This is a genomic window from Klebsiella sp. RHBSTW-00215, from assembly GCF_014103785.1.
GTDB lineage: Bacteria > Pseudomonadota > Gammaproteobacteria > Enterobacterales > Enterobacteriaceae > Klebsiella.
The window spans coordinates 2462453-2476982 of record NZ_JABXQS010000001.1; the positions used below are offsets into that span (position 1 = coordinate 2462453).

General features: G+C 55.2%; 15 protein-coding genes and 1 pseudogene. 11 read left to right on the top strand and 5 right to left on the bottom strand.

Annotated features, from left to right (window positions below):
* Positions 1-3: 3 nt before the first annotated feature.
* Positions 4-1377 carry an MFS transporter gene (locus HV127_RS11755; RefSeq protein WP_182236216.1) on the bottom strand — a complete coding sequence of 458 codons (1374 nt, stop codon included), beginning with the start codon at positions 1375-1377 and terminating at the stop codon, positions 4-6.
* A 440-nt stretch (positions 1378-1817) separates the two neighbouring features.
* Positions 1818-2081, bottom strand: coding sequence for a 30S ribosomal protein S20 (rpsT, locus tag HV127_RS11760; protein ID WP_003018940.1), 264 nt, complete (start codon positions 2079-2081; stop codon positions 1818-1820).
* Positions 2082-2197: 116 nt separating this feature from the next.
* On the opposite strand from rpsT, the pseudogene HV127_RS31690 reads away from it, so the two are divergent.
* From HV127_RS31690 to HV127_RS11795, 8 genes and pseudogenes are all read left to right on the top strand, one after another.
* A pseudogene (locus tag HV127_RS31690) lies at positions 2198-2404 on the top strand (DUF2575 domain-containing protein); the annotation flags it as partial.
* A 7-nt stretch (positions 2405-2411) separates the two neighbouring features.
* Positions 2412-3350 carry a bifunctional riboflavin kinase/FAD synthetase gene (ribF, locus tag HV127_RS11765; RefSeq protein ID WP_182236218.1) on the top strand — a complete coding sequence of 313 codons (939 nt, stop codon included), beginning with the start codon at positions 2412-2414 and terminating at the stop codon, positions 3348-3350.
* Positions 3351-3394: 44 nt separating this feature from the next.
* On the top strand, positions 3395-6211 hold the full coding sequence (ileS, locus tag HV127_RS11770; RefSeq protein WP_182236220.1) for an isoleucine--tRNA ligase: 2817 nt from the start codon (positions 3395-3397) through the stop codon (positions 6209-6211).
* Positions 6211-6708 (top strand): signal peptidase II, encoded by a 498-nt coding sequence (gene lspA, locus HV127_RS11775; RefSeq protein WP_112215043.1) that lies wholly within the window; start codon positions 6211-6213, stop codon positions 6706-6708. Before ileS ends, lspA begins: the two co-directional genes overlap by 1 nt.
* A 125-nt stretch (positions 6709-6833) precedes the next feature.
* A complete protein-coding gene (fkpB, locus tag HV127_RS11780) occupies positions 6834-7283 on the top strand; it encodes an FKBP-type peptidyl-prolyl cis-trans isomerase (protein WP_182236222.1) in 450 nt (149 codons plus the stop codon).
* Position 7284: 1 nt separating this feature from the next.
* Positions 7285-8235, top strand: a complete 951-nt coding sequence (gene ispH, locus HV127_RS11785; RefSeq protein ID WP_110272650.1) for a 4-hydroxy-3-methylbut-2-enyl diphosphate reductase — start codon at positions 7285-7287, stop codon at positions 8233-8235.
* A 65-nt stretch (positions 8236-8300) separates the two neighbouring features.
* Entirely contained in the window at positions 8301-9215 is a 915-nt protein-coding gene (rihC, locus tag HV127_RS11790; RefSeq protein WP_182236224.1) for a ribonucleoside hydrolase RihC, read from the top strand.
* A gap of 222 nt (positions 9216-9437) precedes the next feature.
* Positions 9438-9800: a DUF805 domain-containing protein gene (locus HV127_RS11795; protein WP_182236226.1), complete on the top strand. Its 363-nt coding sequence runs from the start codon at positions 9438-9440 to the stop codon at positions 9798-9800.
* Here HV127_RS11795 and HV127_RS11800 read toward each other — a convergent pair.
* Entirely contained in the window at positions 9733-10677 is a 945-nt protein-coding gene (locus tag HV127_RS11800) for a LysR family transcriptional regulator (protein WP_182236228.1), read from the bottom strand. The two genes, HV127_RS11795 and HV127_RS11800, sit on opposite strands and share 68 nt — an antisense overlap.
* Before the next feature lie 92 nt (positions 10678-10769).
* Here HV127_RS11800 and HV127_RS11805 point away from each other — a divergent pair, with 92 nt between their 5' ends.
* The 3 genes from HV127_RS11805 to HV127_RS11815 all read left to right on the top strand — a co-directional run bounded on the left by HV127_RS11805 (position 10770) and on the right by HV127_RS11815 (position 12863).
* Positions 10770-11399, top strand: coding sequence for an alanyl-tRNA editing protein (locus HV127_RS11805; RefSeq protein ID WP_182236230.1), 630 nt, complete (start codon positions 10770-10772; stop codon positions 11397-11399).
* A 125-nt stretch (positions 11400-11524) separates the two neighbouring features.
* Positions 11525-12088, top strand: coding sequence for a glucose-6-phosphate isomerase family protein (locus HV127_RS11810; protein WP_182236232.1), 564 nt, complete (start codon positions 11525-11527; stop codon positions 12086-12088).
* Entirely contained in the window at positions 12081-12863 is a 783-nt protein-coding gene (locus HV127_RS11815) for a glucose-6-phosphate isomerase family protein (RefSeq protein ID WP_182236234.1), read from the top strand. Before HV127_RS11810 ends, HV127_RS11815 begins: the two co-directional genes overlap by 8 nt.
* Before the next feature lie 42 nt (positions 12864-12905).
* On the opposite strand, the gene HV127_RS11820 is transcribed toward HV127_RS11815, so the two are convergent.
* Both HV127_RS11820 and HV127_RS11825 read right to left on the bottom strand, forming a co-directional pair.
* Entirely contained in the window at positions 12906-13724 is an 819-nt protein-coding gene (locus HV127_RS11820) for a PTS system mannose/fructose/sorbose family transporter subunit IID (RefSeq protein WP_182236236.1), read from the bottom strand.
* Entirely contained in the window at positions 13724-14521 is a 798-nt protein-coding gene (locus HV127_RS11825) for a PTS sugar transporter subunit IIC (RefSeq protein ID WP_182236238.1), read from the bottom strand. The genes HV127_RS11820 and HV127_RS11825 overlap by 1 nt, the downstream gene beginning before the upstream one ends.
* Positions 14522-14530 lie beyond the last annotated feature (9 nt).

Sequence of the window (14530 nt, forward strand, 5' to 3'; positions counted from 1 at the left end):
GTGTTAGTGGTTGGTTGTTTCCAGATCGTGGCGAACCCTGTCTTCCATGGCTTCGTATTTTCGGAAGAACAGTAGCGGGATTGCGGCGAGGGCGAAGAGCAGGGCGGGTGCCCAAATGAAGGCCCAGGTTATCCCCTCCAGCCCGGCTGCGCTTTGGGCGTGGTTGGGGACGTAGCCAAAACTGTTCATTATCCAGGCGGCGAAGGCGGTACCGATGCCGCTGCCCATCTTGATGCAGAAGGTGCTGCCGAAGGCGATAAGAATACCGGTTGCCTTAATGCCCGTTTTCCAGGCACCGAAGTCGACGGCGAAGCCCAGCATGGCAAAGGGCATCGAGCAGGCGATGCCGCTACCGATATTGCCGATAACCCAGGCGGCGATCAGCAAAGGAATGTTATCCGCAGCCAGCCACATCATCACGCCGCCCAGCGTAGCGACCAGCAGGCCGCTAATCCAAATCCAGGTCTTGGCGATATATTTACTGAAGAAAGGGATGGCGATGATAAACAGGATCTGGATAGTGGCCAGACTGTTAATCAGCGGGACCAGATCTTTGCGATCGAGGTTGTAGGTCAGATAATAGACGATGGTCGTTGAACGTTGCTGAAGGGCTATCCAGAAGATCAGATTTGCCAGCACCATCAGTATCCACGGCCAGTTGCCTTTCATTGCCGCGAAGCTCTTTTTCATCGGCAGTTTGGGTTCTTTCTGTATTTTATCCGCATCCATTTCGCGAATATTTTTAAACGCAAAAAGGGTTAGCGAACAGGATATAATGGCGAACAGAATCGCGGTGTAAATAAACCCGGCATGGTCATTACCTTTACCTAAAAAAGCCACTAACGGCAGCGCGGTGGCGTTCATTAACAGGACCCCAATTTGTCCGCCGGTCATTCTCCATGAGTTTAATACCAGGCGCTCTTTAGGAGATAAAGTCATCAGCGGTAATATCGCGCTGAGCGGCGTATTGAGTCCGGTAAATAAAATACTGGCAATCATGTAGGATATTGCTGCATATATGGCTTTTCCGGTCATGCTGATATCGGGAGACCAAAAAGACAGCGCGCTAAATACGCCAAATGGCAGCGGTAGCCACAGAAACCAGGGGCGACATTTCCCGTAGCGAGAGCGTGTTTTATCGATGATAATCCCCCAGATAGGGGCGTCGATACCGTCAACAATACGCGCCAGCAGAAGGATCACACCTGCTACCGCAAGGCTAATACCTGCAACGTCGGTGTAGAAATATAATATGTACGTTGAACCGAAACAGTACAGCAGGTTGCCAGCGACATCTAAAGAACCGTAGCTGATGCGCTGTAGCAAAGATAATGATGTTGACCCGGAAGTCTGGGTATCCTCAATAACAGAACTCATGGCGATAACTCCTGTATTGGAACGATATGCCCAGAAAAACAGCTTTTATTTTCTAAGCAGTAGGGTGTTTTTTATTTTTTAATCTTTATGAATAGTGACCTTAGGGTTAAATGGAGTCATTAAATTGTACATAAAAAATAGTTAACCACAGTGGTGCGATCAATTATCAAATCTTACATCAGGATTGCGTTTATTCGTTTTTCTATGAGTTATTATGCTATTTGCCATACTGGTCACATTTTCATTGGAAATGAAATAAAATCATTTATACAATGAAAGAAAATATCTTTCATATGCGCTATTCGTGATCCTGGCGAGGGTGCTGGTTGGTAAGGCGAAAGAAGCGGGGCGATGGCGATAGATGAGCGAAGTCGACAACCGACAGGCATAAAAAAACCCGCTTTCGCGGGTTTTTTCACAAAGCGACAACAAGCAGGCGATTAAGCCAGTTTGTTGATCTGAGCGGTCAGGTTTGCTTTATGACGCGCAGCTTTGTTTTTGTGGATCAGACCTTTAGCAGCCTGACGGTCCACGATTGGTTGCATTTCGTTAAATGCTTTCAGTGCAGTAGCTTTGTCGCCAGCTTCGATGGCTGCGTATACTTTCTTGATGAAAGTACGCATCATAGAGCGACGGCTAGCGTTGTGCTTGCGGGCCTTTTCAGACTGAACGGCGCGCTTCTTAGCTGATTTGATATTAGCCAAGGTCCAACTCCCAAATGTGTTCTATATGGACAATTCAAAGGCCGAGGAGAATGCCCGTTTAGCCTTCTTTTGTCAATGGATTTGTGCAAATAAGCGTCGCTTAAAACAACAACGCTTCATTACGTAGTGATGGCGCAAGATTCTACCAGCTTGTTGCTAGCGAATACAGCCTTTCAACCATAAAAATCGACGGGGCCGGGTAGTTTTTCCTGCATTGCTACGCTGAGTTGATGAATTACCGGGATCTTTCGGTGAAGAGGTGCAATCGCTGGTTAACGTCGCCAGTTGTACAAGGTATACTCGGACGATTTTCACTGTTTTGAGCCAGACATGAAGCTGATACGCGGCATACATAATCTCAGTCAGGCCCCGCACGGGTGCGTGCTGACCATTGGAAATTTTGACGGCGTGCATCGCGGGCACCAGGCATTATTGCAGCGTTTGCGCGCAGAAGGTCGCCAGCGCGGTTTACCGGTGGTGGTGATGATTTTTGAGCCACAGCCGCTTGAGCTTTTTGCTGCCGATAAAGCGCCGGCGCGTTTAACGCGTCTGCGTGAAAAACTGAACTATCTGGCTGAAAGCGGCGTCGACTACGTGCTGTGCGTGCGTTTTGATCGTCGCTTTGCGGCACTGACCGCCCAGGATTTTATTAGTGAACTGCTGGTTCGCCGTTTAGGTGTGCAGTTCCTTGCCGTTGGCGATGATTTCCGCTTTGGCGCTGGTCGCCAGGGGGATTTCTTGTTATTACAAAAGGCCGGTGTGGAATACGGCTTTGACATCACCAGCACCCAAACCTTCTGTGAAGGCGGTTTGCGCATTAGCAGCACGGCGGTGCGCCAGGCGCTGGCGGATGACGATCTGGCGCTGGCGGAGACCCTGCTGGGGCATCCGTTTACCATCTCCGGGCGCGTTGTCCACGGCGATGAACTGGGGCGCACGATAGGCTTCCCGACGGCGAATTTACCGCTGCGTCGTCAGGTTTCCCCGGTAAAAGGGGTCTATGCGGTTGAAGTGACAGGGCTTGGCGACAAACCTCTTGTAGGCGTTGCCAACATTGGCACTCGTCCAACGGTATCCGGCGTGCGTCAGCAGCTGGAAGTACATCTGTTGGATGTTGTAATGGACCTCTACGGTCGCCATATAGATGTAATACTGCGTAAAAAAATACGTAATGAGCAGCGATTTGCGTCGCTCGATGAGCTGAAAGCGCAAATCGCACGTGATGAGTTAACGGCCCGCGACTTCTTTGGGCTAACCGGGCAGGCATAACCCTGACGGTGTTTATCAAACCGAAATACGGAACCGAGAATCTGATGAGTGACTATAAATCGACCCTGAATTTGCCGGAAACAGGGTTCCCGATGCGCGGCGACCTCGCCAAGCGTGAACCGGGAATGCTGGCGCGTTGGACCGATGATGACCTGTACGGCATCATTCGTGCAGCCAAAAAAGGCAAAAAAACCTTCATTCTGCATGATGGCCCTCCTTATGCGAATGGCAGCATTCATATTGGTCACTCGGTTAACAAGATTCTGAAAGACATTATCGTTAAGTCCAAAGGGCTGACGGGCTATGACTCTCCGTACGTTCCGGGTTGGGACTGCCACGGTCTGCCGATTGAGCTGAAAGTGGAGCAGGAATACGGCAAGCCGGGCGAGAAATTCACCGCCGCTGAATTCCGCGCCAAGTGCCGCGAATATGCAGCTCTGCAGATTGACGGCCAGCGTGAAGACTTTATCCGTCTGGGCGTGCTCGGCGACTGGTCGCACCCGTACCTGACCATGGACTTCAAAACTGAAGCCAATATCATCCGCGCGCTGGGTAAAATCATCGGCAACGGTCACCTGCACAAAGGCGCGAAGCCAGTGCATTGGTGCGTAGACTGCCGTTCTGCGCTGGCGGAAGCGGAAGTTGAGTATTACGACAAAACCTCTCCGTCCATCGACGTGGCCTTCCACGCGACGGATAAAGCGGCGGTGCTGGCGAAATTTGGCGTAGCCGACGTTAACGGCCCGGTCTCTCTGGTTATCTGGACTACCACTCCGTGGACCCTGCCAGCTAACCGCGCGATCTCCCTGTCGCCGGAATTTGACTATGCGCTGGTGCAGGTTGACGGTCAGTCGCTGATCCTCGCCAAAGACCTGGTCGAAAGCGTGATGCAACGTGCCGGTATCACTGATTACACTATCCTCGCGGTGGTGAACGGTGCCGAACTGGAGCTGATGCGCTTTAAGCACCCGTTCCTTGATTTCGATGTCCCGGCGATCCTTGGCGATCACGTTACCCTGGACGCGGGTACCGGTGCGGTACATACCGCTGGTGGCCACGGACCGGACGACTACACCATCAGCCAGAAATACGGTCTGGAAATCGCCAACCCGGTTGGCCCGGACGGCGCTTATCTGCCGGGGACTTACCCGTCTCTGGACGGCATCAACGTCTTTAAAGCCAACGACATCATCGTTGAGATGCTGCGCGAAAACGGCGCGCTGCTGCACGTTGAAAAAATGCAGCACAGCTATCCGTGCTGCTGGCGTCACAAGTCGCCGATCATCTTCCGCGCCACCCCGCAGTGGTTCGTGAGCATGGATCAGAAAGGCCTGCGCGCGCAGTCGCTTTCCGAAATCAAAGGCGTGCAGTGGATCCCGGACTGGGGCCAGGCGCGTATCGAATCGATGGTCGCCAACCGTCCTGACTGGTGTATCTCCCGTCAGCGCACCTGGGGCGTACCGATGTCTCTGTTCGTGCATAAAGAGACGCAAGAGCTGCATCCGCGCACGCTGGAACTGATGGAAGAAGTCGCTAAACGCGTAGAAGTCGACGGCATCCAGGCGTGGTGGGATCTCGACTCCCGCGACATCCTCGGCGCTGATGCTGATAGCTACGAGAAAGTGCCGGATACCCTCGACGTGTGGTTCGACTCTGGTTCAACTCACTCTTCTGTCGTTGACGTGCGTCCGGAGTTCTCTGGTCACGCCGCCGACATGTATCTGGAAGGTTCCGACCAGCACCGCGGCTGGTTTATGTCCTCGCTGATGATTTCTACCGCGATGAAGGGCAAAGCACCGTATCGTCAGGTACTGACCCACGGCTTTACCGTTGATGGTCAGGGCCGCAAGATGTCTAAATCCATCGGTAACACCGTCTCTCCGCAGGACGTGATGAACAAGCTGGGCGCGGATATTCTGCGTCTATGGGTGGCTTCCACCGATTACACCGGCGAAATGGCGGTCTCCGACGAGATCCTCAAACGTGCCGCCGATAGCTATCGTCGTATCCGTAACACCGCGCGCTTCCTGCTGGCGAACCTCAACGGTTTCGATCCGGTAAAAGACATGGTGAAACCGGAAGACATGGTGGTGCTGGATCGTTGGGCTGTAGGCTGCGCGCAAGCGGCGCAGGAAGATATCCTGAAAGCCTATGAGTCTTACGATTTCCACGAAGTGGTGCAGCGCCTGATGCGTTTCTGCTCCATCGAAATGGGCTCGTTCTGGCTCGATATCATCAAAGATCGCCAGTACACCACCAAAGCGGACAGCGTCGCGCGTCGTAGCTGTCAGACCGCGCTGTACCATATTGCCGAGGCGCTGGTGCGCTGGATGGCGCCGATCATGTCCTTCACTGCCGACGAAATCTGGGGTTACCTGCCGGGCGACCGCGAGAAATACGTCTTTACCGGTGAGTGGTATGAAGGCCTGTTCGGCCTGGCCGATGATGAAGCGATGAACGACGGTTTCTGGGACGAGCTGCTGAAAGTGCGTGGCGAAGTCAACAAGGTTATCGAGCAGGCGCGTGCGGATAAGCAAGTGGGCGGCTCTCTGGAAGCAGCGGTCACGCTGTATGCCGATGCTGACCTCGCGGCGAAGCTGAATGCGCTGGACGATGAATTGCGATTTGTCCTGTTGACCTCCGGGGCGAAAGTTGCCGATTATGCGCAGGCTCCGGCCGACGCATGGCAGAGTGAGTTGCTGAAAGGACTGAAAGTTGTGCTGAGCAAAGCTGAAGGTGATAAGTGCCCGCGCTGCTGGCACTACACCACGGATGTCGGCAAGGTGGCGGAACATGCGGAAATCTGCGGACGCTGTGTTAGCAACATTGCCGGTGACGGCGAAAAACGTAAATTTGCCTGATGAGTAAACCGATTGGTTCAACAGGGCTACGCTGGCTATGGCTGGTGGTAGTCGTGCTGATTATCGATTTAGGCAGCAAATACCTGATCCTCCAGAACTTTGCTCTGGGGGATACGGTGTCGCTGTTTCCATCGCTTAATCTGCATTATGCGCGTAACTACGGCGCGGCTTTTAGTTTCCTCGCCGACAGCGGCGGCTGGCAGCGCTGGTTCTTCGCGGGTATCGCTATCGGTATTTGCGTGATCCTCGCGGTGCTGATGTATCGCTCGAAGGCGACGCAAAAGCTGAATAACATTGCCTATGCGCTGATTATTGGCGGCGCATTGGGTAATTTATTCGACCGGCTGTGGCATGGTTTTGTCGTCGATATGATTGATTTCTACGTCGGGGACTGGCATTTCGCCACCTTCAATCTTGCTGATACCGCGATTTGTGTCGGTGCGGCGCTGATTGTGCTGGAAGGCTTCTTGCCTTCCCGTGATAAAAAAACATCATAAAAAATTGCCGGATGGCCACGCTAAAGCGTCTTATCCGGCCTACAGTATACATCGGCCTTTGTAGGCCCGGTAAGCACAGCGCCGCCGGGCAAACAAGCGGCGGCAATGTAAAAGAGCAAACCTGCATGTCAAACTCTGTACAAAGCAACAGTGCGGTGCTGGTGCACTTCACCCTAAAGCTCGACGATGGCTCCACCGCAGAGTCAACCCGCAATAACGGTAAACCCGCGCTTTTCCGCTTGGGCGATACCTCGCTCTCTGAAGGTCTTGAGCAGCATCTGCTGGGGCTGAAAGAGGGGGATAAAACGACCTTTACTCTGGAACCGGATGCCGCGTTTGGCGTAACGAGCCCGGACCTGATTCAATATTTCTCGCGCCGGGAATTTATCGACGCGGGTGAGCCTTCAATCGGCGCGATTATGCTCTTTACCGCAATGGATGGCAGCGAAATGCCTGGTGTGATCCGCGAAGTGAACGGCGATTCGATCACCGTTGATTTCAACCATCCGCTGGCCGGGCGTACCGTTCATTTTGATGTTGAAGTGCTGGAGATCGATCCGGCGCTGGAGGGGTAAAATGCAGATTCTGTTGGCTAACCCGCGCGGCTTTTGCGCAGGCGTTGACCGCGCTATCAGCATTGTCGAAAACGCGCTGACGCTCTACGGCGCGCCGATCTACGTGCGTCATGAAGTCGTGCACAACCGCTATGTTGTTGATAGCCTGCGCCAACGCGGCGCGATTTTTATCGAGCAGATTAGCGAAGTGCCGGACGGTGCGATCCTGATTTTCTCCGCCCACGGTGTTTCTCAGGCGGTGCGCAATGAGGCGAAAAGCCGCGATCTGACGGTCTTTGACGCGACCTGCCCGCTGGTAACCAAAGTGCATATGGAAGTTGCCCGCGCCAGCCGTCGTGGTGAAGAGTCGATTCTGATTGGTCACGCCGGTCACCCGGAAGTCGAAGGCACCATGGGCCAGTACAGCAATCCGCAGGGTGGAATGTATCTGGTGGAATCACCGGATGATGTCTGGACGCTGGATGTGAAAAACGACGCTAAGCTGTCGTTTATGACCCAGACAACCCTCTCCGTCGACGATACCTCTGACGTGATTGATGCCCTGCGCGAACGTTTCCCAAAAATCGTCGGGCCGCGTAAAGACGACATTTGCTACGCCACCACCAACCGTCAGGAAGCGGTTCGGGCGCTGGCCGGGCAGGCTGATGTTGTGCTGGTGGTGGGGTCGAAAAACTCCTCTAACTCCAACCGTCTGGCCGAATTGGCCCAACGGATGGGGAAAGCAGCGTATCTGATTGACGACGCGTCCGATATCCAGGAAGCATGGGTAAAAGAAGTGCAATGCGTAGGTGTGACTGCAGGCGCATCGGCGCCGGATATTCTGGTGCAGAACGTCATTTCCCGCTTGCAGGAGCTGGGCGGCGGCGAAGCGGTGCCGCTGGAAGGCCGCGAAGAGAACATTGTTTTCGAAGTGCCGAAAGAACTGCGCGTAGATGTCCGTGAAGTAGAGTAAGTTCTTTCCCGCCACAGTATGAGAAGATGCCAGACTTAACGTCTGGCATTTTTTATGGAGAAACTATGCGCTTACCGATCATTCTGGATACCGATCCCGGCATTGATGATGCGGCGGCGATTGCCGCGGCGCTGTTCGCACCCGAGCTGGATCTGCAGCTGATGACTACGGTGGCGGGCAATGTGTCGGTGGAGAAAACCACCCGCAACGCTCTGCAACTGCTGCACTTCTGGAACGCCGATGTCCCGCTGGCACAGGGCGCATCGATGCCGCTGGTTCGCCCGCTGCGCGACGCCGCCTCCGTGCACGGCGAGTCCGGTATGGAAGGCTACGATTTCGTTGAGCATAACCGCCAGCCGCTGGCGAAACCGGCATTTCAGGCCATCCGCGATGCGTTAATGCACGCGCCGGAGCCGATGACCCTGGTGGCGATTGGTCCGTTAACCAATATCGCGCTGCTGCTGACCCAATATCCCGAATGCCGTTTTAACATCCGCCGTCTGGTGATCATGGGCGGCTCTGCCGGGCGCGGCAATTTTACGCCGAATGCGGAATTTAACATCGCCATCGATCCGGAAGCGGCAGCCAAAGTGTTCAACAGCGGGCTGGAGATCGTGATGTGCGGGCTGGACGTCACCAATCAGGCGATGCTGTCCCCGGACTACCTTGCGACGCTACCCACGCTTAACCAGACCGGAAAAATGCTTCATGCGCTGTTTAGCCACTATCGTAGCGGTAGCATGAGCAGCGGCCTGCGCATGCACGATCTGTGCGCGATTGCGTGGCTGGTTCGCCCGCAGCTCTTTACCCTCGAGCCGTGTTTTGTGGCGGTGGAAACTCAGGGGACATGGACCTCCGGCACCACGGTGGTCGATATTGAAGGCAAGCTGGGCCAACCGGCAAACGCGCAGGTGGCGCTGGGGTTGGATGTCGAAGGGTTCCAGCGCTGGGCGGCAGAGGTGATTGCGCTGGCACCTTAGCCATCAAAGATAAGCATCAGGGAGATGTCAGACTACTGACAAAGTGCGTTCTTTAGGAATTGCCTGGCGGCGCTTCGCTTGCACAGGCCTATGAAATTGCATAATTTTTTGATATTGCGGGTTTTGTAGGCTGGGTAAGGCGTTAGCCGCCACCCGGCAGAAACGTGGGCACAATGTTCAATACAGGTTTGTCATCAGTCTCACATCAGGGAAATGGACACCATGACTTACGGACAAGCGTATTTCAACGGCTGGAAAAAGGGCTTCAATTTTAGCGGCGTAGCCAGCAGGCAGGAGTTTTGGTCCTTTTTTATCACCAACCTGCTGATTCTGGCGCTGCCGCTGGCGGCCTGGTTTTTGGCGATGCAGCATAACTATCAGTACGGGGTATTTATTTTTTACGCCCTGCCGCTCAGCGCTATTTTATTGCTACCTATGATTATCCCTCTGCTGGCAGTCGGCTGTCGGCGGATGCACGATATCGGACGCTCGGGCTGGTGGTTCGCCCTGTGTTTGATTATTCCGTGGTTTTTGCTCGTCGCGCTGTGGCTATGTTGCCTGAAGCCGGTTTCATCTTCTCGCTGAGATAATCAATCATCGCCCGCATTCTGGCGGGCATATGCTTATTGCCCGACCACAGCAGCCAAAGCTGGCCGGAATAGCGGCTGATAAACTCCCACTCTGGCAGAACCTGCACAATCTCGCCGCGCTCCAGCGCTTCGCGGGCGGTAAACAGCGGCAGGCTGCCGATCCCCAGATTTTGCTTCACGGCATCGAGGCGCACGGCGGTATGGTTGGCAGCATAGCGACCGTGAGTCTGAATCGTCTCCGTTTTGCCATCGCGGCGGAACTTCCAGCGCGCGTCGGCGGGCGTTTCGCCAAGGCTGATACAACTATGATCGCGCAGATCCTGCGGTGTTTGCGGATGTCCATGTTGTTCCAGGTAGCCAGGCGTCGCGCAGATAACATGGCCGATTGGCATCAGCGGCTTGCCGTGCAGACCCGGTGAGGGCGTATGGGTAATACGCAGCGCCAGGTCGATACCATCATCAATAAAATCGAGCACCCGGTCTTCGAGACGCAGGCAAACATCGACCTGCGGATAGCGGGCAAAAAACTCCAGCATTAGCGGATGAATCACAAACCGTCCCACCGCTTTCGGCACGCTTAACGTCAGCTTACCTTGCGCTACCTCCTGAGCACTACTGGCGGAGTCCATGGCCTGACGGGCCGCCTCCAGCATCTCCAGCGCATGGTCGTAAACCGTCTTACCGGCATCGCTGAGACGCAGCTTGCGCGTGGTACGGTGCAGCAGCTTACAACCCATCTCCTGTTCCAGCCGTGAGACGCTGCGGCTGATGGCGGACGGCGTGGCGCCTGCCTGACGGGCGACGGCGGAAAAACTGCCCTGTTCGACAATCTGCACAAACAGGGCGAGGTCGGGAAGTAAGTTCAAATTCATTTGTGCTTCCTGAGCAAAATTGCATTGATGTCTGACGGGATTATCGCTGTCGGTAATATCAATATACTGTGCTGACAGAGAGGAGAACAACCATGACTGAACGTCTTTATTACACCAGCGATGCCGCCGAATGCCGTGCGCGAGTGGTGAATTGCCTGAGCGAAGCCGATGGGCGCTACGCCATTGAACTAGACCGCACCCTGTTTCATCCGCAGGGCGGCGGGCAACCAGCAGATCGCGGCTGGATTGCTGATGTTGCGGTTGAAAGCGTTATCGCGCGCGGCGATAGCATTGCGCATATTGTTTCGCAGCCGCTGGTGCTCGATGAGGTGGCAATCCACATCGATATTGAGGCGAGGCAGGTCCACGCGCGTCTGCACTCTGCCGGGCACTTGCTGGGTCAGGCCGGTGAGTTGTTCGGCTGGCAGCCGATTAAAGCTCATCACTGGCCGGGAGAAGGGCGCATTACCTTTGCGGCGGGTGCTAATGCCATGCTGCCCGAGGCCAGCATGCTGCTGGAAAAAGTCGAAACCTGGCAGGCAGAGAATTTACCGCGTCAGATCTCTTTTGTTGACGGCCTGCGCAAGGTGGGCTTCGGCGATATGCTGAGCTATCCCTGCGGCGGTACCCACGTTGCCAGCCTGTCTGAGCTGGGGAAAGTCGTCATTACTCAGGTGAAGATGAAAAAGGGCCAGATGATCGTGAGCTACACTCTGGAGTGAAAAAGGAGGGCGCATGGCTGTAATCTGTTTGTGTGATTTCGCCAGCAAAGACGCCATCTTGATAGCAGGTTAATCGATTAATCTGCTATTCTGACAACGCTGTTCTCCTCGGGCCGGAGACACATATGAATCCTGTTTTTATCCAGCCGCCGCAGGTGGCATGGGCCAGCGGAGCATTATCCGACGGCCCGCTATTACGTAAATCAACGCGAATCGAAGATCTTGTTGGGATTTTTGTTGATGAACTCGCCCGGCAGGCAATGCCCGGCGATCTCACCGTTTATGATGTTGAAATACTGACCACTTCACCCGCCGAGGGTGAACTCTACACTGGCGTAACCCACCTTTATCCCGGCAAAGTCGGCCATGAGTTTTTTATGACCCGCGGCCATTTCCATCACCGTCGTGAGCAGGGCGAAGTCTATTTCGGCCTGCGCGGGAGCGGCTTGCTGCTATTGCAAAATGAACAGGGCGAGGCGCGACTGGAGAAGGTCTTTGCCGGTTCGGTCCATATCATTCCTGGTTTTACCGCTCACCGGCTGATCAATACCGGCGATGATGTGCTTTCCGCGCTGGCGGTTTGGCCTGCCGTCGCCGGGCATGATTACGCGGCGCTGGCAGACGGCTTTGCGCTGCGGGTGATTGAGGAAAATCAGACCGTTCAGGCAAAGGAGGTGCAGAATGGCTGACTCAGCCCGCCGTTACGGCCTGGATATGGCGATTCATCATCAGCCGCTGGGTTTTAGCTATGGTGAAGATGTGACCGGGCCGATGCCGGAGATCCGCCGCCTCGATCAGATTCGCGCTTCGCTGCGCGACCCGCATTGCGACGGCCCGCAAGAGGTCTATGCCATCGCCATGGATGTGGCGAGGATGCAGGATCGCGAAACGCTGCAAAAGCGCATGCTGCTGTTTGGCGTGGTGACCTATGCCGCCGGGCGTTTGGGTGAAGAGCCGATTCGCAGCCAGGGGCATGTTCATCGTATTAGCCAGCACAGCGGTTGGTCGCCGCCGGAGCTGTATGAAATCTGGCAGGGCAGCGCGATTATCTATATGCAGGAGTACGTTGAGGACGACCCGGGCCGCTGCTTTGCGGTGATTGCCGGACCCGGCGAAAAAGTGCTGGTCCCGCCGGGATGGGGGCACGCCACAATATCAGCTAACCCGGAGGTGCCGCTCACCTTTGGCGCCTGGTGCGACCGTGAATATGGTTTTGAATATGAGGCCGTACGGGCGCATAAGGGGCTGGCGTGGTATCCGCTATTGCAGGATAAGCATGTGGTCTGGCAGCACAATCCGCGCTATGTTCCGGGACGTTTACAGGCGGTCACCCCTCGGGAGTACACCGAGTTTAGTATAACCTCCGCACCGATTTATCAGCAGTTTATTGACGATCCGGCACGCTTTCAGTTTATCTCCCGCCCGGATAAAACGGCGGAGCTGTGGCGCAACTTCCATCCATAAAAAACCGGGGCTGAACGCCCCGGTGTGTCACATCCACAAAAATTAACCGGCAAACAGGCCGCTGGCGACGCCAAGCGCTGCCAGCACCAGCAGTAGTACCATCGCTTTCACCGGTGAAACGCCGCGCTTTGCCATCAAATACCAGGTCCCTAACACCACCACCAGCGGCAGCAGCTGCGGGAAGATGCCGTCGAGCATCTGCTGAACGTGGATATTGACGCCATCCTGGGTGATGAACTCCAGCCCGGTGCCCAGCTTAACGTAGCTGGCCGCCACGCCGCCCATCACAAAAACGCCTAATAGCGATAGGGCTTCGCGCAGGCGGGCTGATTTGCTGCTGACCAGCATCTCCACCGAGCCGGAGCCCATTTTGTAGCCTTTGAGAAACAGGAACCACGAGCCGGGCAGGATAATCGCCAGCCAGGCGACGGTATAAAATAGCGGCCCAAGAATATTACCGCCTGCCGCCAGCGCCATCCCGATGCTGAGCAGAATAGGGATCAGCATTCCGGGGATCATCGAATCGCCGATCCCGGCAATCGGTCCCATCAGACCCACTTTCAGGGTGTTGATCGTTTCGCCGTCGATCGGCTCGCCGTTGGCCTTTTTCTCCTCCAGCCCCAGCGCCATCCCGTTAACGATCGCGCCGATCTGCGGTTCTGTATTATAGAACGAGGCGTGACGGCGCAGCATCTCGGCACGCTGGGCGGCATCCGGGTAGAGCTTTTTCGCCACCGGCAGCATGCTCAGGCAAAAGCCGAAGGACTCAAGGCGCTCAAAGCTCATTGACGACAGGTTATGCATCATCCACGCCCGCCAGCAGCGGCGCAGATCTTTACGGGTAAGAGTACGCTCTTCCATCAGAATTCATCCTCATCATCGACCACCGGTCTCGCGCCCGCAGCCTGCGGCGGTTCCGGTTTATAGTTGTAATGGATAAGCGCCAGCAGCGAACCGACGATCACCAGCGCGACCATGTTGAGCTTTAAAAAAACGATGCAGACGAAACCGACCAGAAAGTAGATCAGCATGGTGTAGTTTTTAATGATCTGCTTAAGCAGGATCGCGATCCCGACGGCGGGTAGGATGCCGCCCAGCACGTTCATCGTCGACAGCACGATTTTCGGCAGACTATCCATAAAACCGCTGATGTACTGCGCGCCGAAATAGACCGCGATAAACGTGGGGACGAAACGCAAAATGAAATTCGTCACCTGCGGCCAGATCGCGCTGTTCAGATACAGCCGGCGCTCATCGCCGCGATCCAGCGCCACGTCGGCCCGGTGGTTCCAGAAGGAGTTCAGTACCATCATCGCGTTGAATAAAATGGTTCCGGCGATACCAATTGTCGCCGCCAGCGCCACCGCTACTTCCGGCCCTTTGCCCGATAAAATACCCAGCGCGATGGCCGGATAAGCGACAAAGTTGAGATCCGCAGGCATTGAGCCGCCCGGCGTCACCATCGCGATATACACCGCCTGTACCGCAACGCCTATCATGATCCCGGTTTTCAGATCGCCGAGAATCAGCCCGACCAGCATTCCGGAAACCAGCGGTCGGGTAATCAGGTACCAGCCGCCGGTCAGCCCGAAAAGCCAGGGACTGCTCAGCGCGCCCAGGTAGCAGAGAATGCCAATTAGCGTAGCTTCGATAATCATCGTTCGCTC